Source organism: Allobosea sp. TAB14 (assembly GCF_052113865.1).
Lineage (GTDB): Bacteria > Pseudomonadota > Alphaproteobacteria > Rhizobiales > Beijerinckiaceae > Allobosea > Allobosea spartocytisi.
The window spans coordinates 1-21,311 of sequence record NZ_JBFRDQ010000159.1 but is presented as its reverse complement, the minus strand read 5'-3'; the positions used below and the strand labels follow the sequence as shown (position 1 = coordinate 21,311).

21 protein-coding genes and 1 riboswitch are annotated in these 21,311 nt (G+C 66.3%); of the genes, 6 read left to right on the top strand and 15 right to left on the bottom strand.

What is annotated here, in order from left to right:
* Window positions 1-637 (top strand): DMT family transporter (locus AB4Y99_RS20790; protein ID WP_441524655.1); only part of this gene is annotated, 637 nt, incomplete at its 5' end.
* On the opposite strand, the gene AB4Y99_RS20785 is transcribed toward AB4Y99_RS20790, so the two are convergent.
* From AB4Y99_RS20785 to AB4Y99_RS20765, 5 genes are all read right to left on the bottom strand, one after another.
* On the bottom strand, window positions 557-1,339 hold the full coding sequence (locus AB4Y99_RS20785; protein WP_441524654.1) for a hypothetical protein: 783 nt from the start codon (window positions 1,337-1,339) through the stop codon (window positions 557-559). The two genes, AB4Y99_RS20790 and AB4Y99_RS20785, sit on opposite strands and share 81 nt — an antisense overlap.
* Window positions 1,336-2,490: a tRNA guanosine(34) transglycosylase Tgt gene (gene tgt / locus AB4Y99_RS20780; protein ID WP_142021060.1), complete on the bottom strand. Its 1,155-nt coding sequence runs from the start codon at window positions 2,488-2,490 to the stop codon at window positions 1,336-1,338. Before tgt ends, AB4Y99_RS20785 begins: the two co-directional genes overlap by 4 nt.
* A gap of 230 nt (window positions 2,491-2,720) precedes the next feature.
* Complete coding sequence (locus AB4Y99_RS20775; RefSeq protein WP_441524653.1) at window positions 2,721-3,077, bottom strand: ArsC family reductase; 357 nt, start codon at window positions 3,075-3,077, stop codon at window positions 2,721-2,723.
* 12 nt (window positions 3,078-3,089) lie between these two features.
* On the bottom strand, window positions 3,090-3,797 hold the full coding sequence (locus tag AB4Y99_RS20770) for a glutathione S-transferase N-terminal domain-containing protein (RefSeq protein ID WP_441524652.1): 708 nt from the start codon (window positions 3,795-3,797) through the stop codon (window positions 3,090-3,092).
* Between the two features lie 114 nt (window positions 3,798-3,911).
* Entirely contained in the window at window positions 3,912-4,616 is a 705-nt protein-coding gene (locus tag AB4Y99_RS20765; protein ID WP_441524651.1) for a 2'-5' RNA ligase family protein, read from the bottom strand.
* Between the two features lie 91 nt (window positions 4,617-4,707).
* Between AB4Y99_RS20765 and AB4Y99_RS20760 the strand changes: the two genes are divergently transcribed.
* Both AB4Y99_RS20760 and AB4Y99_RS20755 read left to right on the top strand, forming a co-directional pair.
* A complete protein-coding gene (locus AB4Y99_RS20760; protein WP_441524650.1) occupies window positions 4,708-5,133 on the top strand; it encodes a GbsR/MarR family transcriptional regulator in 426 nt (141 codons plus the stop codon).
* A 67-nt stretch (window positions 5,134-5,200) separates the two neighbouring features.
* A complete protein-coding gene (locus tag AB4Y99_RS20755) occupies window positions 5,201-5,884 on the top strand; it encodes a methyltransferase family protein (RefSeq protein WP_441524649.1) in 684 nt (227 codons plus the stop codon).
* Window positions 5,885-5,906: 22 nt separating this feature from the next.
* Here the strand turns inward: AB4Y99_RS20755 and guaA are convergent, their stop codons facing one another.
* Both guaA and AB4Y99_RS20745 read right to left on the bottom strand, forming a co-directional pair.
* Entirely contained in the window at window positions 5,907-7,475 is a 1,569-nt protein-coding gene (gene guaA / locus AB4Y99_RS20750) for a glutamine-hydrolyzing GMP synthase (protein ID WP_441524648.1), read from the bottom strand.
* 108 nt (window positions 7,476-7,583) lie between these two features.
* Entirely contained in the window at window positions 7,584-8,861 is a 1,278-nt protein-coding gene (locus tag AB4Y99_RS20745; RefSeq protein WP_441524647.1) for an RsmB/NOP family class I SAM-dependent RNA methyltransferase, read from the bottom strand.
* Window positions 8,862-8,867: 6 nt separating this feature from the next.
* Here AB4Y99_RS20745 and AB4Y99_RS20740 point away from each other — a divergent pair, with 6 nt between their 5' ends.
* Both AB4Y99_RS20740 and AB4Y99_RS20735 read left to right on the top strand, forming a co-directional pair.
* Window positions 8,868-9,008, top strand: coding sequence for a hypothetical protein (locus tag AB4Y99_RS20740; RefSeq protein WP_166653092.1), 141 nt, complete (start codon window positions 8,868-8,870; stop codon window positions 9,006-9,008).
* A 216-nt stretch (window positions 9,009-9,224) separates the two neighbouring features.
* Entirely contained in the window at window positions 9,225-10,385 is a 1,161-nt protein-coding gene (locus tag AB4Y99_RS20735) for a glycerophosphodiester phosphodiesterase (RefSeq protein ID WP_441524646.1), read from the top strand.
* A gap of 28 nt (window positions 10,386-10,413) precedes the next feature.
* On the opposite strand, the gene crcB is transcribed toward AB4Y99_RS20735, so the two are convergent.
* The 6 genes from crcB to AB4Y99_RS20705 all read right to left on the bottom strand — a co-directional run bounded on the left by crcB (window position 10,414) and on the right by AB4Y99_RS20705 (window position 17,291).
* Entirely contained in the window at window positions 10,414-10,842 is a 429-nt protein-coding gene (crcB, locus tag AB4Y99_RS20730) for a fluoride efflux transporter CrcB (protein WP_038368783.1), read from the bottom strand.
* Between the two features lie 79 nt (window positions 10,843-10,921).
* Window positions 10,922-10,984: riboswitch (Fluoride riboswitch) on the bottom strand.
* Between the two features lie 322 nt (window positions 10,985-11,306).
* Window positions 11,307-12,101, bottom strand: a complete 795-nt coding sequence (locus tag AB4Y99_RS20725) for an amino acid ABC transporter ATP-binding protein (RefSeq protein WP_370954309.1) — start codon at window positions 12,099-12,101, stop codon at window positions 11,307-11,309.
* A gap of 20 nt (window positions 12,102-12,121) precedes the next feature.
* Window positions 12,122-13,498 carry an amino acid ABC transporter permease gene (locus tag AB4Y99_RS20720; RefSeq protein ID WP_441524645.1) on the bottom strand — a complete coding sequence of 459 codons (1,377 nt, stop codon included), beginning with the start codon at window positions 13,496-13,498 and terminating at the stop codon, window positions 12,122-12,124.
* A 10-nt stretch (window positions 13,499-13,508) separates the two neighbouring features.
* Window positions 13,509-14,702: an amino acid ABC transporter permease gene (locus AB4Y99_RS20715; protein ID WP_248311273.1), complete on the bottom strand. Its 1,194-nt coding sequence runs from the start codon at window positions 14,700-14,702 to the stop codon at window positions 13,509-13,511.
* Between the two features lie 407 nt (window positions 14,703-15,109).
* Window positions 15,110-16,138: an amino acid ABC transporter substrate-binding protein gene (locus AB4Y99_RS20710; protein WP_441524656.1), complete on the bottom strand. Its 1,029-nt coding sequence runs from the start codon at window positions 16,136-16,138 to the stop codon at window positions 15,110-15,112.
* A gap of 130 nt (window positions 16,139-16,268) precedes the next feature.
* Complete coding sequence (locus tag AB4Y99_RS20705) at window positions 16,269-17,291, bottom strand: amino acid ABC transporter substrate-binding protein (RefSeq protein ID WP_038368079.1); 1,023 nt, start codon at window positions 17,289-17,291, stop codon at window positions 16,269-16,271.
* 266 nt (window positions 17,292-17,557) lie between these two features.
* Here AB4Y99_RS20705 and AB4Y99_RS20700 point away from each other — a divergent pair, with 266 nt between their 5' ends.
* Window positions 17,558-18,598 (top strand): PLP-dependent transferase, encoded by a 1,041-nt coding sequence (locus AB4Y99_RS20700; protein ID WP_441524644.1) that lies wholly within the window; start codon window positions 17,558-17,560, stop codon window positions 18,596-18,598.
* Between the two features lie 131 nt (window positions 18,599-18,729).
* On the opposite strand, the gene ppx is transcribed toward AB4Y99_RS20700, so the two are convergent.
* The gene (ppx, locus tag AB4Y99_RS20695; RefSeq protein ID WP_441524643.1) at window positions 18,730-20,238 is read right to left on the bottom strand and encodes an exopolyphosphatase; all 1,509 of its coding nucleotides are present in this window, start codon (window positions 20,236-20,238) and stop codon (window positions 18,730-18,732) included.
* 1 nt (window position 20,239) lies between these two features.
* Window positions 20,240-21,311, bottom strand: a 1,072-nt coding sequence (gene ppk1 / locus AB4Y99_RS20690) for a polyphosphate kinase 1 (protein ID WP_441524642.1), incomplete at its 5' end; no start/stop codon positions are given.

The following is a 21,311-nucleotide window of genomic DNA, read 5'->3' as shown; positions in this document are numbered from 1 at the left end:
CGGCCCGGGCACCGTGACCGTGATCGGCATCGTCGGCAGCGTCGTCCTGTTCGGAGCAAGGCTCTCCGCGCCGTTGATCGTCGGCATCCTCGGCGTGATCTGCGGCTTGAGCTTCCTCGCCTTCGCCGGCAGCAGCGGGGCGGCGTCCGAGACGCTCAGGGGCGATCTCTGCTTCCTCGGCGTCGGGCTGCTCTGGGGCTTCTACCCACTGCTGATCCAGCTCTGGAAGATCGACGGCCTCAAGGGAGCGGTGATCGTCTCGGTGCTGTCGCTCGCCTATCTGCCGATCTACTTCCTGTTCTTCTTCCGCGGCTTCGACATCGCGCCCTGGTGGGCTCTCCTCCTGCATGCGCTCTATCAGGGCGTCGTCAACGTCATCCTGGGTCTGTGGCTCTGGGGCTGGGCCGCGCATGTGCTGGGCGCCGCCGTGGTCGGGCGGTTTCCGCCGCTGATCCCCGTCACCGGCACGACGCTCGCCATTCCGGTGCTGGGCGAGCTCCCCGGCCCGATGCAGCTCGCCGGCTTCGGGCTGATTGTCAGCGGGCTGTTCGTGGCGTCATGGCGCCGGCCGGCGCGCCAGGAGCCCGAGATTCCAGCAGATCGACAACAGCAATCCGAGAGCCAGCGCCGGTCCTGAGCCGAGCGGGACGGCCGTGAAGTGGAGCACGGCCAGGCCGAGGCCTACGCCGAGCAGGCCGAGCGCGCCATTCCCGATCAGGGCGGCGGTCGCGGCCCCGCCGATGCGCGGTTGCAGGATCAGGACGAGGCTCGACAGCACCAGCGGGAGCCCGGCGAGGATGCCCGACCAGTTCGCGCCGACCTGATGGCTCGCCACGGTGACGCCGCCGACCAGGGCGGCGACGCAAGCGGCGCGCAGCGGGACTGCGAACCAGGCCCGCTTTGGCAGGACGGAGGGCCGCGCAGCGAGAAACGGCCGCACCAGGAGATGGACCAGGACAAGCGCGACCGTGGCGAGCAGCGTCAGGGGCAAAGCCGTCAGCGACAGGGCTCGCACCCCGAGAAGCACCGCGATCCAGGCCGTCAGCGCGGCAGCAAGGCTCGGCAGCGTCGCCAGGCGTTGCGCCACCAGGACATAGGCCAGGACGAAGCCGGCATTGGCGACATTGGAATGCATCGTGCCGCGGGCGCTCTCGGCGATAAAGGCCGGCTCGTGCTCGAGCGCCAGGAAGAACAGGACTGGGCCGAGCGAAATCGGCAAGGTGGCGATCATCGCCGCGAGCTTCGGCCCGCTGCGCTCGGCGATCAGCGAACAGGTGACCACCACCGCGGCCGCGATCGCCATCTTGACGAGCAGCAGGCCGGGATCGGTAACGGTCACGCCGGGCCGCTTCCGGGCTCGCCCCTGGCCCAGCCTTCCTTCGTCTCGGCGATGAAATCGGCGAGGCGCCCGGCCGCGATGGCGGCGCGCAGGCCGGCCATCAGCTCCTGATAATAGGCGAGGTTCACCCAGGTCAGCAGCATCTTGCCGAGCATCTCCTCGGCCTTGACCAGATGGTGCAGATAGGCGCGCGACCAGCCATTCGCGGCCGGGCAGGCGGATTGCTCGTCGATCGGGCGCGGATCCTCGGCGTGCTTGGCGTTCTTGAGGTTCATCCGGCCGAAGCGGGTGAAGATCTGGCCATGGCGACCGGCGCGCGTCGGCATCACGCAGTCGAACATGTCGATGCCGCGCGAAACCGCCTCGACGATGTCGTCGGGCGTGCCGACGCCCATCAGATAGCGCGGCTTCTCCTGCGGCAGATGCGGCTCGACGGCCTCGATCATCGCCAGCATGACCTCCTGCGGCTCTCCGACCGCGAGGCCGCCGACGGCATAGCCCTTGAGATCCATCGCGGCGAGCTCGCGTGCGCTCTCGACGCGCAGGCTCGGCACAGCCCCGCCCTGCACGATGCCGAACAGCGCGCGGCCCGGATGGGTGCCGAAGGCCGTTTTGCAGCGCTCGGCCCAGCGCAGCGACAGGCGCATCGCCTTCTCGGCCACCTTGTCCTCGCAGGGCAGCGCGACGCATTCGTCGAGCTGCATCACGATGTCGGAGCCGAGCAGGTTCTGGATCTCGACCGAGCGCTCGGGAGTCATCACATGCTTCGAGCCGTCGATATGCGATTGGAAGGTGACGCCCTCCTCGGTCAGCTTCCTGAGCTGCGACAGGGACATCACCTGGAACCCGCCCGAGTCGGTCAGGATCGGGTGAGGCCAGTTCATGAACTTGTGCAGCCCGCCGAGCCTCGCGATACGCTCGGCCCCCGGGCGCAGCATCAGATGATAGGTGTTGCCGAGCACGACATCGGCGCCGAGCGCCCTCACCTGCTCGGGATACATGCCCTTGACGGTCGCGGCCGTGCCGACCGGCATGAAGGCCGGCGTGCGGATGACGCCGCGCGGCATGCTGATCGCGCCGGTGCGCGCGGCGCCGTCGCGGGCCGCGACCTTGAAGGTGAATTCGGGAGTGGCAGCGATGTCCGGCTGCATGGGCTGGGACTGAACGGTCATAGCCTGCGAGGTAGAGCAGCGCGCCGGTTTAGGGAAGAGACCCGCGCGCCGGATGGGCCATGCGTCATCACCGGGAATCCCGATCAGATCGTCATCCCGGGCCACCGCAGGAAGACCCGGGATCCATGCCGGAACCTTCATCGGAAAGGCTCAGCCATGGATCCCGGATCGGCGCCGCTACGCGGCTTGTCCGGGATGACCCGGTTCTTCTACTTCCCCGCGACCGCCGCCTCGTAAACCTCCGGCTTGAAGCCGACGATCGTGCTGCCCTTGCCGAGATCGAGCACCGGGCGCTTGATCATCGAGGGCTGCGCCAGCATCAGCGCGATCGCCTTTTCGGGATCGAGCCCCTGCTTCTCGGCATCCGGCAGAGCCCGGAAGGTCGTCCCGGCACGGTTCAGCACCGTCTCCCAGCCATGCTCCTTCACCCAGCCTTCCAGCGAAGTGCGGTCGATGCCGCTCGCCTTGTAGTCGTGGAAGGCGTGAGCGACGCCGTGGCTGTCGAGCCAGGCGCGCGCCTTCTTCATCGTGTCGCAGTTCTTGATGCCGTAGATCGTCGTCGTCATACCGAGCGCGCCTCAGGCCGGACGCTTCGGGCTGTCGAGGCCGCGCTGCACCGCCGGGCGCGACAGGCAGCGTTCCAGCCAGATCGGCACATGCGTGAGGCTGGCATAGTCGACGAGTTCGCCGGCGCCATAGAAGCCGACGAGATTGCGCACCCAGCCGAGCATGGAAATATCGGCGATGGTATAGTCGTCGCCCATGATCCAGGTGCGGCTGCCCAGCCGGTCCTCCAGCACGCCGAGCAGGCGCTTGCTTTCGTTCGCGTAACGGTCGCGCGGGCGCTTGTCCTCATATTCGCGCCCGGCAAATTTATGGAAGAAGCCGAGCTGGCCGAACATCGGCCCGATCGCCGCCATCTGGAAGAAGACCCACTGGATGGTCTCGTAGCGGGCGGCAGGGTCCTTCGGCAGGAGCTTGCCGGTCTTCTCGGCGAGATAGAGCAGGATCGCGCCGGATTCSMACAGACCGARSGGCTTCCCGCCCGGSCCATCGGGGTCGATGATCGCCGGGATCTTGCCGTTGGGGTTGAGCGAGAGGAATTCCGGCCCCCAGGTCTCGTTTTTGCCGATGTCGATCAGATGCGGCTCGTAGGGCAGTTCCAGCTCCTCCAGCACGATCGAGGCCTTCACGCCGTTGGGCGTCGGCAGCGAATAGAGCTGGATGCGTTCGGGATGGCTGGCGGGCCAGCGCTTGGTGATCGGGAAAGCGGAAAGATCGGCCATCGGGTGCTCCGGTTGAATCGGGAGAGCTTCGGATCCGCACGATAGAGCCAGCCGTGCCCAAGGCAACGAGGCAACCGCATCAGCGCCGCAAAACCGGTTTGCGGCGGCGCATGATCAGGGATTGGCCAAAGGCCAGCGGCCGAGGACTTCGTAACGCCGGCGCGGAACGCTCCGGATCAGGACGAAATCCGCCACGCGCCAGCTCAACGGCCGCACGTGGAACGCCTTCGTCCGAAAGCGGTCATAGAGCAGCGTCAGATGAGGATGGCAGGGAGAACGCCTGCCCCGAAAGCCGCCTGCCCGCAGTTCCCGATCCAGCCTGTCGTGAAGCCGGTCAGCCCCGATCACGCTGTCCTGGCCGGTCATGACGAGCGCCGGTTTCTCCAATCCTTGGGCGAAGGTCGCGACTTCGTCGAGCCGCAGCTTGAAGCCATTCTGCCTGACACGCCCCGCCGCGCAGTGCATCAAGGCGAGTTCCTGCGAATCCGGTTCACGACGTTCAGGCCATCCCCAAAGCGTGACATGGTATTTGCCGATACCGCGCGGATTGCCGGACAGATCGAACCAATTGCGCAGCGCGCGGGCCATATGGTCGGCCGCGGCCGCCGCGACGGGGTTGGGCAGGAGCGCGAAGAAGTAATTCGCCCGTTCGGGCGGCCGGACACCCCGTTCCATGGTCGCCTCCTTCGAAAAGATGGCCGAGGACAGTATTCTAGAACAAATCAGGAACGATCGTAAATCGTGATTTTCCTCTTGCGCCACCGGGCCCGGGACCCGGGGCACACCGCGATTTTGCGCTCGAAGACTGTCATGAGGCATCGCGCTCGAGGCTTGCCGCCAGCCACATTTCCCCTATATTCGGAATATGCCGAATATATCAAACAAGCCCAGCAAGGATGAGCAACGGTTCGTGGAGGACGTGGCCCGGCTGCTCACGCCCTGGGGCGTGCCGCCCGTCGCGGCTCGCCTTTATGGCTATCTGCTTCTCTGCCCCGGCCCCGCCAGCCTCGACCGGATCACCGAGGGCCTCGAGATCAGCAAGAGCAGTGCAAGCGTCGCCGCGCGACTGTTGGAGAGTTACACGCTAGCGCGTCGCCATAGTCAGCCCGGGACAAAGCGTGCGCTCTATGCCGTGGCAGACGATTACGACGTCATGATCCGGCAGCAGAACCGCCTGCTCGACGCCTTGGCCGAACAGCTGAACGCCGGAGCTGAAATCGCGGCGTCCAAAACGGCAAGCGCGCGTCTCGACGAGATGGCCGATTTCTATCGGGTGATGCGTGGCGCCATGGAAGACGCCATGAGCCGCTGGAAGCGTGGCCGGCGACCCCGGTGAGAAACGAACTCCCGCAGCGGCGTATGCCGCGCGGAAGGATCAACAGCTTCGACGCGAGAGGCAGGCAATGGGTCTCGTTCTCAATCTTATCCTCCAGACGATCGTCTGGTTCGGCTTCATGGGCGCGATCATCTTCGGTGCCGCGGGCACGACCGACTATGCCGGCGGCTGGCTCTATCTCGGCCTGATGGTCGCGCTCTCGATCCTGTTTGGGGCGATCATGGCGCGTATCGATCCCGGGCTCCTCAGAGAACGCCTGAAGTCGCCCATGCAGAAGGACCAGCCTCTAGCCGACAAGCTGGTTCTCGTCCCGATCCTGCTCCTCATCTTCGGAGGCATGGGCTTCATGGCGGCCGATGCGGCGCGCTGGCGCTGGTCGATGATGCCGCCATCCGTGCAGTGGGCAGGCTGCGGCCTTCTTCTGGCGGCGCTGGTCTTCGTTTACTGGGTCATGCGCACGAACAGCTTCGCGGCGCCGGTCGTGAAAATACAAAAGGACCGCGGACAGGCGGTCATCTCGACAGGCCCTTATGCCCTTGTCCGCCATCCCATGTATTTCGGCTCGCTCTTCTACATCGCCGGCACGTCGCTCGTGCTCGGCTCGTGGTGGGGACTTGCGACAGTCCCCATCCTCGCCCTCGTGTTCAGCATCCGGATCGGCATCGAGGAGCAGGCGCTGCGGACGGGCCTCGAGGGCTATGAGGACTATGCGCGCCGCGTGCGCTGGCGCCTGATACCGCTTATCTGGTGAGACTACTCTACAGTACCCTCGGTCACTCCCACTCGATCGTGCCGGGCGGCTTGCTCGTCACGTCGTAGACGACGCGGTTGATGCCCTTGACCTCGTTGATGATGCGGGTCGCCGCACGGCCGAGGAAATTCATGTCGAAGGGGTAGAAATCCGCCGTCATGCCGTCGACCGAGGTCACCGCGCGCAGCGCGCAGACATGGTCGTAGGTACGGTAGTCGCCCATCACGCCGACGGTGCGCACAGGCAGCAGCACGGCGAAGGCCTGCCAGATCACGTCGTAGAGGCCCGCCTTGCGGATCTCGTCGAGATAGATCGCATCGGCCTTGCGCAGGATGTCGAGCTTCTCCTTGGTGATCTCGCCGGGGCAGCGGATGGCGAGGCCCGGCCCCGGGAAGGGGTGGCGGCCGACGAAGGCCTCGGGCAGGCCGAGCTCGCGGCCGAGCACGCGGACCTCGTCCTTGAACAATTCGCGCAGCGGCTCGAYGAGCTTCATCTTCATGCGCTCGGGCAGGCCGCCGACATTGTGGTGGCTCTTGATCGTCACCGAAGGCCCGCCGGAGAAGGAGACGCTCTCGATCACGTCGGGATAGAGCGTGCCCTGCGCCAGGAAGTCGGCGCCGCCGATCTTGGCGGCTTCCGCGTCGAAGACCTCGATGAAGAGGCGGCCGATGGTCTTGCGCTTGGCTTCCGGATCGGGACCGACCTTCTCCAGCTCGGAGAGGAAAAGCTCCTCGGCCTCAACATGGACGAGCGGGATGTTGTAGTGATCCCTGAACAAGGTCACGACCTGCTCGGCCTCGCCGAGGCGCATCAACCCATGATCGACGAAGACGCAGGTAAGCTGGTCGCCGATCGCCTCATGGATCAGCACCGCAGCCACCGCCGAGTCGACGCCGCCGGAGAGCCCGCAGATGACGCGGCCGGTGCCGACCTGCTCCTTGATCTTCTTCTGCATCTCGGCGCGATAGGCCGACATGCTCCAGTCCGGTTTGCAGCCGCAGATCTCGACGACGAAATTGCGCAGCAGCTTGCCGCCATCCGGAGTGTGGACCACCTCCGGGTGGAACATCGTGGTGTAGAAGCGCCGCTCTTCATCGCTTGCCACCGCGAAGGGGGCGTTCTCCGAGGTCGCCTTGACCGAGAAGCCCGCCGGCAATTCGGTGACGCGGTCGCCATGGCTCATCCAGACCGGATAGCGCGCGCCCTTCTCCCAGACGCCTTCGAACAGCTTCGAGGGCGCGACGATCTCGACATCGGCGCGGCCGAACTCAGCGGCATGGCCGCCCTCGACCTTGCCGCCGAGCTGATGCGCCATGGTCTGCTGGCCGTAGCAGATGCCCATGAGCGGGATGTTGGCCGAGAAGACCGCTTCCGGAGCCCGCGGACTGCCCTCGTCCGGCACGGAAGCCGGGCCGCCGGAGAAGATCACGCCCTTGGGCTTCAGCCGCTGGAACGCCYCGCCAGCCGACTGGAACGGGGCGATCTCGCAATAGACGCCGATCTCGCGGATGCGCCGCGCGATCAGCTGCGTCACCTGCGAGCCGAAATCGATGATGAGGATGGAGTCGTGATGGGGCTGAGCGCTCGTCATCGCGTCCCGTTAGAGCATCGGACCGAAAAGTGGAACCCACTTTTCGGGGCAATCCGATGCGGCCTCAGAGTATGGATCACGCGGGCGCGCGCAACGGCTGTCCCCGCCTCAATCCCCGCGTCGCAGGCAAGCCAGATAGAACCCGTCCGTCCCGGTCCGGCGCGGCGAGAGCTGCAGGCCGAATTCCGTGCCGAAGCGGGCGAGCAGGGAGAAGTCGCTCTCGGCCCCGGTGAGCACGTCGATGGGCGCCACCGCGGCGAAGCCCTGGTGACGGCCGAGGAAGGCGCGGATCGCCTCGTCGTTCTCCTCCGGCAGCATCGAGCAGGTGATGTAGGCGATGCGCCCGCCCGGCTTCACCAGCCTGGCGGCGCGGGCCAGCACCTCGGCCTGGTCCTTGATCCGCTCGGCGAGCGCGCCGGGGCGCACGCGCCATTTYGCATCGGGATTGCGCCGCCATGTGCCGGAGCCGGTGCAGGGCGCATCGACCAGRACGAGATCGGCCTGTCCGGCGACATCCGCCAAGGGCTCGTGGCCGCGCGAGCGCGGAATGCGGATATCGACGATGTCCGCGCCCGAGCGCGCCAGCCGGTCATGCAGCGGGGCAAGGCGGCGGCTGTCGAGATCGGTGGCGTAGAGATTGCCGCGATTGGCCATCAGGGCTGCCAGCGCCAGCGTCTTGCCCCCTGCCCCGGCGCAAAGATCGATCACCGTATCGCCGGGCTTCGCGCCGGCAAGCAAGGTCACGAGCTGCGAGCCTTCGTCCTGGATTTCGAAGGCACCGGCAAAGAAGGGGGCTTCAGTCTGGAGCGACGGGCCGCGCCCGTCATGGCCGGGCTGGAAGCGCAAGGCGTCGGGCGACCAGGCGCCCTCTTCCGGCTGGAGATGGGCGAGATCCTTCAGCACCGCATCACGGCCGGCCTTGAGCCGGTTGACGCGCAGATCGACGGGCGCGCGCGCCGCCAAGGCCCGCGCCTCCTCCACCGCCATCGCGCCGAACGCCGCCTCGAAGGCGGGCCAGAGCCATTCCGGCACGTCCGCGCGAATCCAGTCGGGCGCATCGTCATCCGAGAAGGCGGTGAGCAGGGCCGTCTCATCGGCGCTGAGCGGCGCGGGCGCGTGGTTCTCGCCGGAGCAAAGCGCGGCGATCTCGGCGAGCGGCAGGCCGCGCAGGCCCATCAGCATGCCCAGCACCAGCGCACGCGGCTCCTCGGAAGCCATGGCGTAGCTGGAGGAGGCCTTGCGGCGCAGCGCGTCATAGACCAGCGAGGCGACGGCCGCGCGGTCCTTGGAGCCGGCGAAGCGGCGCGACAGGCCCCAATCCTTGAGCGCGTCGGCAGCCGGGCGACGGCGCTCGATGATGTCCGCATGTCGCGGCCAATGGGACACGACACCATGAAAAATGCCGCCCGCCTTGCCGTTCTCGGCCTCTTCGCCTTCGCTCTCGCCGCTTGCGCCACCCAGCCGCAGGCCGATCTGACCCCGCCGCCCGCCAAGCGCCTCGACGCCAAGACCACGCTCGAGAATCACCGCTGAGGTTCCGTTTGGAAACGCCCTGAACCCTCATCCCGAGCCGTCATTCCGCCGGGAATGGCCTCTCGGAGCAGGGTCGAGAGTTTCCAAACAGATTCCTGACGTCCGGTTCGCAGTCGGCCGTCCCCGGCCGGCAGCGCACAGGCGCGAACACACTTCATGGGGATGTCACATCCCGCGGCCTAGCTTCGCGCGCCCTTTCGCGAGCCGAGGCCCATCATGAAGAAGACGCTGCTTTTCTCGACATCGCTTTTCGCCGTCCTGGCGCTGCAACCGCTGACCGTCGGCGCGCAGTCCGCGCCGACGCTTTCGGGCCAACCGCCCCTCGTCATCGCCCATCGCGGCGCCAGCGGCTATCTGCCGGAGCACACGCTCGAAGGTTACCGGCGCGCCATCGCACTCGGTGCCGACTTCATCGAGCCGGACCTGGTCTCGACCAAGGACGGCGTGCTGGTCGTGCGCCACGAGCCGATGCTGAGCGGCACCACCGATGTCGCCGACCGCCCGGAATTCGCCGGCCGCAAGACCACCCGCAAGCTCGACGGCATCGAGACCACGGACTGGTTCGCCAACGACTTCACACTGGCCGAGATCAAGACGCTGCGGGCCAAGCAGGCCTTCGCCGACCGCGACCAGTCGCATAACGGCAAATACGAGATCCCGACCTTCCAGGAGGTGATCGACCTCGCCAAGGCGGAGAGCGCCCGCACCGGCCGGACCATCGGCATCTATCCGGAAACCAAGCACCCGACCTACCACGCCGCGCTCGGCCTCGCCTTCGAGGACAAGCTGCTCGACATGCTCACGGACGCAGGCTGGACGCAGAAGAGCTCCCCGGTCTTCATCCAGAGCTTCGAGACGGCGAACCTGAAATATCTGCGCAAGAAGACGCAGCTCCGGCTCGTGCAGCTCGTTGACGGCGACGGCGTCGACAAGGACGGCAAGGTCACGCTGGCCGCCCCCTTCGACCGGCCCTACGACTTCGCGGTGCTCGGCGACAACCGCACCTTCCCCGACATGCTGTCGCCGGAGGGCCTCAAGGAGATCGCGACCTATGCCGACGGCGTCGGCCCCTGGAAGGTCTATCTGATCGGCGCCCGGCAGACGATCGGCCCGGACGGCAAGCCGAAGGACCTCAACGGCGACGGGAAGATCGACGAGCGCGACCGCAACGTCATCGCGCCGACCAATGTGGTGAAGGACGCGCATGCGGCCGGGCTGGTGGTCCACCCTTGGGCCTATCGCAGCGAGGCGCACCGGCTCGCGGCCGACTACAACAACGACCCGGTTGCCGAATACAGGGCCCATCTGGCGCTCGGCATCGACGGCATGTTCACCGACTTCACCGACCACGCCGTGAAAGCCCGCGACGGCAAGTAAGCTGCAAGGCTTGCCCAGGGAGGAGGCTTCAGGCCTCCTCCTCCATGACCATCTGCGCGATGCGCGGATCCCCATTGAACCGGGTGGCGGCGGCGTGGCCGACCGCGACGGCCGTCACGCAGAGCACGACGGAGGCGACGACGTTGATCGCCGCCCGCACCGTCTCGCCGCTGCGCAGCAGGTCGAGCGTCTGCAGGCTGAAGGACGAGAAGGTGGTGAAGCCGCCGCAGAGGCCGACCATCACGAACAGGCGCACGGGCTCGGACACCGGGAAGCGGCCGCTCGCCAGCGTCAGCGTGCCGAAGAAGCCGATGACGAAGGAGCCGGCGATATTGATGAGGATGGTGCCCCAGGGCAGGCTCCCGCTGATCGGCAGCGCAAGCACGGAGATGAGGTAGCGCGCCAGCGTACCGAGCGCGCCTCCGATCATGACGAAAACGACGGTCGAGAAGGACATGCTCGCTTCGGCTCCCTTGTCGACGGGCATGAAAAAACCCGCCTTGCGGCGGGCTCCGGACGGATTCCCACCGCAGTTTCGTGCGGTAGGAGTCATCAGCCCTCACGGGCGGTTTCGGGGGAACTCCATCCCCATCGCCGGTGAGAATAGGATGCCGCGCGGTCCGGCGCAACGGCGTTCGCGGGCGCCGGCCGCATGATTTCCGCATTGGAGCGTGGTGATTTTACCCAGAACCTCCGCCGTCATCCCGGGCSTGACCCGGGATCCATGCCAGAGCGCTTCCGATCAAGGTTCAGGCATGGATCCCGGATCTGCGCGGAGTTTATCCTTGGGCCGATCGAAGATCGGACCCGAGGGCTGCGTCCGGGATGACTCGCGCTTCCACCACCACGCAATGCTCGACGAAAAAGAAAAGCGCGCCGGTTTCCCGGCGCGCTTTCCAGATTCAACGATGCCCGATCTTCTCAGTGCAGGATCTGGCTGAGGAAGAGCTTGGTGCGCTCGTGCTGCGGGTTCTTGAAGAACTCGTTGGGGGTGTTCATCTCGACGATCTGGCCGGCGTCCATGAAGATGACGCGGTCGGCGACCTGGCGGGCGAAGCCCATCTCGTGCGTGACGCAGAGCATGGTCATGCCCTCCTCCGCCAGCGAGACCATGGTGTCGAGCACCTCCTTGACCATCTCGGGGTCGAGCGCCGAGGTCGGCTCGTCGAACAGCATGATCTTCGGGCTCATGCAGAGCGAGCGGGCGATCGCCACGCGCTGCTGCTGGCCGCCCGAGAGCTGGCCCGGATATTTATGAGCCTGCTCGGGAATCTTGACGCGCTTGAGATAGTGCATGCCGATCTCCTCGGCGTCCTTCTTGGGCATCTTGCGGACCCAGATCGGCGCCAGCGTCAGGTTCTCCAGGATCGTCAGATGCGGGAACAGGTTGAAGTGCTGGAAGACCATGCCGACGTCGCGGCGGATCTCGTCGATCTTCTTGAGATCGTTGGTGAGCTCCGTGCCGTCGACGACGATCTGGCCCTTCTGGTGCTCCTCCAGCCGGTTGATGCAGCGAATCATCGTCGACTTGCCCGAACCGGACGGGCCGCAGATGACCAGCTTCTCGCCGCGGGAGACCTTGAGGTTGATGTCGCGCAGCACGTGGAACTCCCCGTACCACTTGTTGACGCCGACCATCTCCACCGCCGTCGCGGTCTTCAACGAGGTCGGCTTCAGCGCTGCCGGGCGGGTGTCGGTGATCTTGGTTTCGGCCATTGCCATGGTTTTTGTCCCTCTCAACGTCTTTGGCCGGCAGCCAGGCGCTTCTCGACCGCAATCGAATATCGCGACATGCCCCAGCAGCACAGGAAATAGAAGATCGCGGCAAAAGCATAGCCCGTCGTCCGCGTCGTCGGCGTCGCCCAGGTCGGGTCGACCAGCGTCGCCTGGATCGTGTTCAGGAAGTCGAAGATACCGACGATCGCGACCAGCGTCGTGTCCTTGAACAGGCCGATGAAGGTGTTGACGATGCCGGGAATGACGATGCGCAGCGCCTGCGGCAGGATGATGAGGCGCATCATCTGCCCGTAGCCGAGGCCGAGCGACATCGCTCCTTCGAACTGCCCCTTCGGAATCGCCTGGAGGCCGCCGCGGATGACCTCCGCCATATAGGCCGAGGCGAAGACCGCGACGCCGATCAGCGGCCGCAGCAGCCGGTCCGGCGAATATTCCTGCGGCACGAAGAGCGGCAGCATGGTGTTCGCCATGAACAGCACCGTGATCARCGGCACGCCRCGCACGAACTCGATGAAGATCACCGAGAGCAGCTGGATGATCGGCAGCCGCGAGCGSCGTCCSAGCGCCAGSACGACACCSAGCGGCAGCGARAAGACGATGCCGACCGCCGMGATCAGGAAGGTCACCGTCATSCCGCCCCASAGGCCGGTATCGACCCGCGGCAGACCGAGCTGCTGCTGGATGACGGCGATCAGCCCGAAGACGACGAGCGCCATCAGGATCAGCCGCTTCGGCCGGTAGAAGCGCTGCCAGGGCGACGCCTCGCGCTCCGCCGCCAGCAGCGGCGCAGGGGTCCAGAACGCCAGCGAAGGCACGAAGGACACCACGGCATAGAGCACCGCCAGCGCGGCGCTGAGCAGCAGCAGATTGCGCAGCAGCCCCTCGGCCGTCGCGCCGCCGAGCAGCAGGATGAAGCCGCTGAGCGGCAGGATGATGAAGAAGAAGAAGGCGCCGAGCTTCTTCAGCGGCGCCTTGTTCCAGAGGAGCCAGACGACGCCGAGCGCGAACATCACGAAGACGATGTTGACCCGCCAGCGCTGCGAGACCGGATAGGAGCCGTAGACGAAATACTGGAAACGATCGACCACATAAGGCCAGCACGCGCCGACCGGCCGGCCGATCTTGTCGGCGAGACAGGCTTCGCGGTTCGCACCGGTCCAGACGGCGTCGAGGATGTAGAACCGCACCAGGTCCTCCACCCCGACGATGACGATGTAGAGGCTCACCAGCGTCAGGACCGTGCCCAGCGGGCTGGAGAACAGGTTCGAGCGGATCCACGCCACCGGGCCGGCCACCGAGAGCGGCGCCGGCTGCTGCGCGAGCGTTTCCCTGCGGACGAAGGCGTTGGGTGCGTTGTCGAGAGTTGCGTCGGTCATCGCTGCGCCCTCACCGTTCCACCAGCGCCATGCGCTTATTGTAGATGTTCATCGCGAACGAGGTCACAAGCGAGATCGTGAGGTAGACCCCCATCGTGATCGAGACCATTTCGACGGCCTGGCCGGTCTGGTTCAGCACCGTGCCCATGAAGACCTGAGTGAGATCGGGATAGCCGATCGCCACCGCCAGCGACGAATTCTTGACGAGGTTGAGGTATTGCGAGGTCAGCGGCGGGATGATGACGCGCATCGCCTGCGGCACGACGACGAGCTTCAGGGTCGGCCCCGACCTCAAACCGAGCGCGTTGGCGGCTTCCGTCTGCCCTTTCGAGACAGCGAGGATGCCGGCGCGCACGACCTCGGCGATGAAGCCCGCCGTGTAGGTCGACAGGCCGACGAGGAGCGCGACGAATTCGGGGAAGATCTGCAGGCCGCCCGTCAGGTTGAAGCGGCCCTGCTGCGGATACTCGAAGGATAGCGGCTGGCCGGCCAGCAGGAAGACGATCAAGGGCATGCCGATGACCAGGCCGAACGCCACCCAGCCGTTCGGATACTGCTTCCCCGTCTTGGCCTGCTGCCCGCGCGCCCAGATGTAGAACGCGATCGAGCCCGCGATGCCGATGAGGAAAGCGATCACCACCCACTCGAAGGCCGGTGCGAATTGCGGGTTCGGGAAGATGATGCCGCGGTTGTTCAGATAGATGCCGCCGGGCAGCGAGATCGAATTGCGCGCGTCCGGCAGGGGCTTCAGCACCGCGTTGTACCAGAAGAAGAGCTGGAGCAGCAGCGGGATGTTGCGGATGACCTCGACATAGATCATCGCCAGCTTGGCGATGATCCAGTTGCTGGAGAGCCGCGCGACGCCGACCGAGAAGCCGATGATCGTCGCCAGCACGATGCCGAGCGCGGCGACGAGCAACGTGTTCAGCAGGCCGACGAAAAACGCCTGACCATAGGTCGAGCCCGAAGCGCTGAAGGGGATGAGCTTCTGGTTGACGTCGAAGCCGGCCGCGTTGTGCCAGAAGCCGAAGCCCGAGGCGATCTTCTGCGCCCGCAGGTTCTCGATGACGTTCGAGGCGGCTGACCAGATCAGGAAGCCGACCACCAGCAGCAGAACGATCTGATAGACATAGCCCCGGATCTTCGGATCGTAGAATAACGACGCCTTGCCGGGTGATACCGTTTCGGTCGGGATGCTCGACACCTGTTACGCCCTTTTTTCTTCGCTTGTTGAGGCCGGCGATCCTGCGGCGGTGCGACTCCACCGAAGGCCGTTGGGTCCGGACCGATTGTCTCTGGTCATTCCTGTCCGTCGTCGATCGCTCTTCCTGCCATGGCGGATGCGCCGCGCCTGTGACGCCCTGTCGCCAAGGCGTGCGGGTACCGCCTCGCCGGCCCATCCGCCGGGCTCGGCTGCGAAGAAACCGGCCGCGCTCGCAGCCTCTCGATCGAACTCTTCATCGTCATTCCCCTGTCGGAGCGGGTTGGTCCCACTCTCGCCGCGTTCATAGCAAGTCCCGGACCACCTTTCCGGCGGTCTTCTTCTCGTTTCAATCCGGAAGCCCGAGGCTTCCGGCCGTTCGGCGCCCCTGCCTCCTGCGCCGGCCGATTTCAGCGCACCGGCGGCGCGTAATGCAACCCACCTCCGGTCCAGAGCGCGTTCAGACCCCGCTCGATCCCCAGCCGCGAGCCGCGGCCGAGGTTGCGCTCGAAGGATTCCCCATAATTGCCGACATGGCGGACGATCCGGTAGGCCCAGTCGCGCGAGAGCCCGAGCGCTCCTCCGAAATCGCCTTCGAGGCCGAGAAGACGGCGGACATCCGGCCGCTCGGAGGCCCGCATCGCTTCCACGTTGTTCTGGCCTACGCCGAGCTCCTCCGCATCGAGCATCGCGAACAGCGTCCACTTCACCAAGCCGAACCAGCCTTCGTCACCCTGCCTCACCACCGGCCCGAGCGGCTCCTTCGAAATGGTCTCGGGCAGGATGACATGATCCTGCGGCGCGGCGAGCCTGCTGCGCTGGATCGCGAGCCCGGCCCGGTCATAGGCATAGGCGTCGCAACGGCCCGCCCCATAGGCGTCGAGCGTCTCGTCGCTGCCGCGATAGGTGACGATCTCGCTGCGCAGGCCGTGACGGCGAAAGAAATCGGCGACGTTGAGCTCCGTGGTGGTGCCCTGCTCGGCGCAGATCGTGGCGCCGCCGAGCTGCGTGGCGGAGGCGATGCCGAGCGCCTTGCGGACCATGAAGCCCTCGCCGCCGTAGAAATTGATCCCAGCGAAACGCAGCCCCAGCGCCGTGTCGCGCGTCATCGACCAGGTCGAGCTGCGCGACAGGAGATCGACCTCCCCCGTCTGCAAGGCGGTGAAACGGTCCTGCGAGGAGAGCGGCACGAAGGTCACCCTGGCCGGATCGTCGAAGATCGCGGCGGCCAGCGCGCGGCAGAGATCGACGTCGAGGCCGGTCCAGTTGCCCCGGCTGTCAGGCATGGAGAAGCCGGGCAGCGATGGCGCGACGCCGCAGAGGATCGTCCCGCGGGCCTTCACCTGCGCCAGCAGATCGCCCTTCGCCAGGGCCTCCGGGGCGATAATCGCCGCGGCGGCAGTCAGCGCAAAGATATGGGCTATCCTCGCTGTTCCCATGGGAAAACCGGTCGTTGCAGCCGATGAGCGGCCGATGTCGTCGCGGTCCGCCCGGGCCATGGCCCAGATCATGGCGCCGGGCGATATCGCGAAGAGGCGCCGGACGATCCGGCGCCTCCCGATGGCACGCTCAGCGAACCGGCGGAGCGTATTGCAGGCCGCCCTTGGTCCAGAGCGCGTTCTGGCCGCGGGCGATCTTGAGCAGCGAGCCCTGGCCGACGTTCTTCTCGAAGGATTCGCCGTAGTTACCCACCAGCTTGACGATCCGCACGACCCAGTCGGTGGTCAGGCCGATCTGCTCGCCGAAYTTGCCCTCGGTGCCGAGCAGGCGCTTGATCTCCGGATTGTCGGACTTCACCTGCTGGTCGACATTGGCCTTGGTGACGCCGAGCTCCTCGGCGTTCAGCATCGCGTAGCCGACCCACTTCACCAGGTTGAACCACTGCGGGTCATTGTTGCGGACGGAGGGGCCGAGCGGCTCCTTGGAGATGATCTCCGGCAGAACGATGTGATCGTCCGGGGCGGCGAGCTTCAGGCGCTCGGCATAGAGGCCCGAGGCGTCCGTGGTGAAGGCGTCGCAGCGGCCGGCATCATAGGCCTTGATGGTCTCGTCGGCGGTCGCGAAGGCCACGACCTCGTATTTCAGGTTGTTGGCGCGGAAGTAGTCGGCGAGGTTGAGTTCCGTCGTCGTGCCCTGCTGCGTGCAGACCGAGGCGCCGTTGAGCTGCAGCGCCGAGTTCACGCCGAGCTTCTTGCGAACCATGAAGCCCTGGCCGTCATAGTAGTTGACGCCGGTGAAGGCGATGCCGAGCGACGCGTCGCGGGTCATCGTCCAGGTCGAGTTGCGGACGAGCAGATCGACCTCGCCGGACTGGAGCGCGGTGAAGCGGTCCTTGGCCGAAAGCGGGATGAACTTGACCTTGGCCGGATCGTTGAAGATCGCAGCGGCCACGGCGCGGCAGACGTCGACGTCGAGGCCGGTCCAGTTGCCCTGCGCGTCCGGCACACCGAAACCGGCGAGGCCGGGATTCGAGCCGCAGTTCAGGATGCCGCGCTGCTTGACCTGCGCGAGCGTGGCCTGGGCCGAGGCGCCCGTTGCGGAAATCGCGAGCCCGGCTCCTGCAAAGAGGGCGGCTGCCAAAAGCTTTTTCATCGTAACTCTCCCGTTGAAACAAGCATACCGGAGGATCCGGACACGCTCGAAAATCCGGTTCGCCGCTGGCGGCTCCCAAACCGCTCTGTCGTTCCCAGCAATGAGGCGGCGTCCCCTTAAACAAGTCGATTGCCAGAGCGACCCATGAGCGTCAAGCAACGGCCATCCGCCGCAGCCGCCACTTGTTCGCCACAATCATCACATGCGAACTTGGCAAGACGGTCAAGCCCGGCCGCCTCGCCTTCCGCTCCAGCCGCATCGGTTCCATGAAAAAGCTGCCCTCCTCTGAATTTGCCCGCCTCGGCACACGGACCCGCCTCGCCCTCGCCGGCCGCGACCCCAGCGACAGCTACGGCTTTGTCAATCCTCCTATCGTACGAGGCTCCACGGTCATCTATCCGAACACCGAGGACTTCCTCGCCCGGAAGGCGCGCTACACCTATGGCACCCATGGCAACCCGACGCTCGACGCGCTCGAGGCCGCGGCCAACACCATCGAGGGCGGCGCCGGCGTCGTGGTGACCCCCTCGGGGCTGCTCGCCTGCACCCTGCCCTTCCTCGCCTTCCTCTCCGCCGGCGACCATGTGCTGGTGACGGACAGCGTCTACCGGCCGACGCGCAATTTCTGCGATTCCTTCCTGAAGCGGATGGGCGTCGAGGTCAGCTATTACGACCCGCTGGTCGGGGCCGACATCGCCAAGCTGTTCCAACCGAACACCAAGGCGGTCTGGACCGAGGCGCCCGGCTCCCAGACCTTCGAGATGCAGGACATCCCGGCCATCGCCAAGGCCGCCGCCGCGCGCGGCATCCTGACGATGATGGACAACACCTGGGCGACGCCGCTCTATTTCGACAGCCACGCCTTCGGCGTCGACATCTCGGTCCAGGCCGGCACGAAATACTATGCCGGCCATTCCGACGTGCTGATCGGCACGATCTCGGCCCGCACGCCCGAGCTCTACAAGACCCTGCGCAAGGCCTGGGAAGAGCTCGGCGTCATCGTCGCCCCGGAGGACGCCTTCCTGACGCTGCGCGGCATGYGGACCATGGCGATCCGCCTCGAGTTCGCGCCGGTCTCGATGAAGGCGGTCGCCGCGATGTTGGACGGGCTCACGCTGTTCGGCATGGGCGCCTCCTGGGGCGGCTACGAGAGCCTCGTCCTGCCCTTCGACTGCCGTGCCTACCGCACGGCGACGACGCCCGACTACAAGGGGCCGACGGTGCGCATCCATATCGGGCTGGAGAATCTCGAAGACCTCAAGGCCGATCTCGAAGCGGGCTTCGCCCGGCTGRAGGCTGCGAGCTGAGAGAAATAGCCGTGATGCCCGGGCTTGACCCGGGCATCACGCGAAGCGGGGCTTCGACCCTGATTCTGCAAGAGATTCTCGGGTCGGCGCTTCGCTCGGCCCGAGAATGACGCGAGCGTCGATCCCCGGCGTCAGACCTGCCCGATCTCGTAGTCCCGCGCCAGGAGCTTCGCGAGCTGCTTCAGCCGTCCCTCGACGCGCTCGCTCGCCAGCGCCGCGAGATCGTCGGGCAGGCGCAGCACGAGGCGCCTGTCGACGCAGAGCGCCGGAATGCGCGGCAGGATGCCGGCCATGCCGGCCGAGAGCAGATAGCCGACCCGGAAGATCGCGCCGATCAGGACCGCCCGCTCGAACAGAGCCGGCGGCAGCAGCGTCCTGAGACCATCGGCCGCAGGCGAGGACGCCTTCAGCCCGGCATAGCGAAGGAAGATCGTCAGCGCGAGGAAGGCGCGGCCGACATGGTCTATCCCGGTGAAATAGGCATGGGCRATGACRTTSAKGCTCTGCTCGCCGCGGTAGTCGGGATGGGCGCGCCAGCCGATATCCGACAGCAGGCAGACGGCCTCGACCAGCCGCGCCGAGGGTTCGTCCTGCGGCAGACCCGCCGTCTCCATGATCGCCTTGGTCCAGTCGATCAGCTCGGCCGCGTGGCGTGGATCGCGGGCGCGCAGGAGGTTGTAGTCGCGCGCCGCCTGCAGGAGCGGATCGGCCGCGCGCTCCTCGGCCGAAAGCTGCTCGTGCAGCAGGCCCTCGCGCACGCCCTGGGCGGAGATGACGATGTTGCGCGGCTTGCCGCGCTTGATCAGCTCGTCCAGCACCAGTGCGCCATAGGCCAGCAGCGGGCGGCGCGCCGAGGAGACGGCGTCGATCGCATCGAGCACCGAGGCGTCGGCGCGCTCGACCAACCTGACGAAATCGGCCGCATCCCGGGGCGGGATGGCGTAGCCGTGCATGACGTTGAGGGGATAATTGGCCCGGCGCTGATGCAGCGTCGCGAGGGCACGCCAGGTGCCGCCGACGGCGTAGAAGTCCCGCCCCTTCATGGCGGCGAGCTGGGGCAGCTTGTCGAGCTCGTCCTTGACGATCTTCTCGGCCGCCTTCAGCGAGCCCTTCGAGCGGTCGAGCAACGCCAGGCCGCCGAGCGGCACGCTGGCGCCCTTCCCGACTTCGCCGCGCTTCACGGAGATCAGCTCGAGGCTGCCGCCGCCGAGGTCGCCAACCACCCCATCGGGCTCGTCGAAGCCGGAAATGACACCGAGCCCGGACAGCACCGCTTCGCGCCCGCCCGAGATCAGCTCGATCGGCTGGCCGATCGCCTGCTCCGCCCGGGCGATGAATTCGGGGCCGTTCTCGGCATAGCGCGCGGCGGCGGTGGCGATGACGCGGAGCTCGCCGACATGCATCGCCTCGCAGAGGATGCGGAAGCGCACCAGCGCGGCGATCGCCTTCTCGATGGCGTCCTCGGCCAGGCGGCCGGTCGTGGCGACCTGCCGGCCGAGCCCGGCCATCTCCTTCTCGTTGAAGACCTGCGACGGTGCCCGAACGAGCATCTCGTAGACGACGAGACGAACCGAGTTCGAGCCGATATCGACGATGGCGATGGTGTCGCCGAGCGCCAGACGGCCGGGCGCGTGCTGCAATTCAGGCCTTACGRCCTCCCTTGCGGGAAAGGGCACGGGGACTGGAACTGGAGAGCGATTTTCCACGWCCGGACARACTCGGATTKGTCATGAAGTAATTATGCGCATTGAACGGTTCTTCGTTCGGCGCCGGGACAATGCGGCGCGAGCCGCCATCGGGCAGGATCGTCCAGCTCTGCTCATTGTCGAGCAGGTTGGCGAGCATGATCTGATCGAGCAATTGCTGGTGCACCGTCGGGTTCAGGATCGGCGTCAGCGCCTCGACGCGACGGTCGAGATTGCGCGGCATCAGGTCGGCGGAGGAGATGTAGACCTTCGCCTTGGGCGAAGGCAAGCCATGGCCGGCGCCGAAGGCGTAGATGCGGTTGTGCTCCAGGAAACGGCCGATGATCGACTTGACCCGGATATTCTCCGACAAACCGGGCAGGCCTGGCCGCAGGCAGCAAATGCCGCGCACGACGAAGTCGATCTCGACGCCGGCCCGGCTGGCGTCATAGAGCGCGTCGATGATCTCGGGATCGACCAGCGAATTGCACTTGCCCCAGATCGCGCCCTTGCGGCCGGCCTTCACATGCGCGACCTCCTCGGCGATGTCGCCGAGCAGACGCTTCTTCAGGTTCGTCGGCGAGACGGCCATGCGCTCCAGCCCGGCCGGCTCGGCATAGCCGGTGATGAAGTTGAAGACGCGGGCGACATCCTGCGAAAGCACCGGATCGGCGGTGAAGAAGGACACGTCGGTGTAGATGCGCGCCGTGATCGGATGGTAGTTGCCGGTCGCGATATGACAGTAGCTGACGAGCTGGCCGGCCTCGCGCCGCACGACCAGTGACAGCTTGGCATGGGTCTTCAGCTCGATGAAGCCGTAGACGACCTGGACGCCGGCGCGCTCCATCTCCTTGGCCCAGCGGATGTTCGCTTCCTCGTCGAAGCGGGCCTTGAGCTCGACCAGTGCGGTCACCGACTTGCCGGCCTCGGCGGCCTCGGTCAGCGCCTTGACGATCGGCGAGTTCGAGGAGGTGCGGTAGAGCGTCTGCTTGATCGCGACGACATTGGGGTCGCGGGCCGCCTGCTGC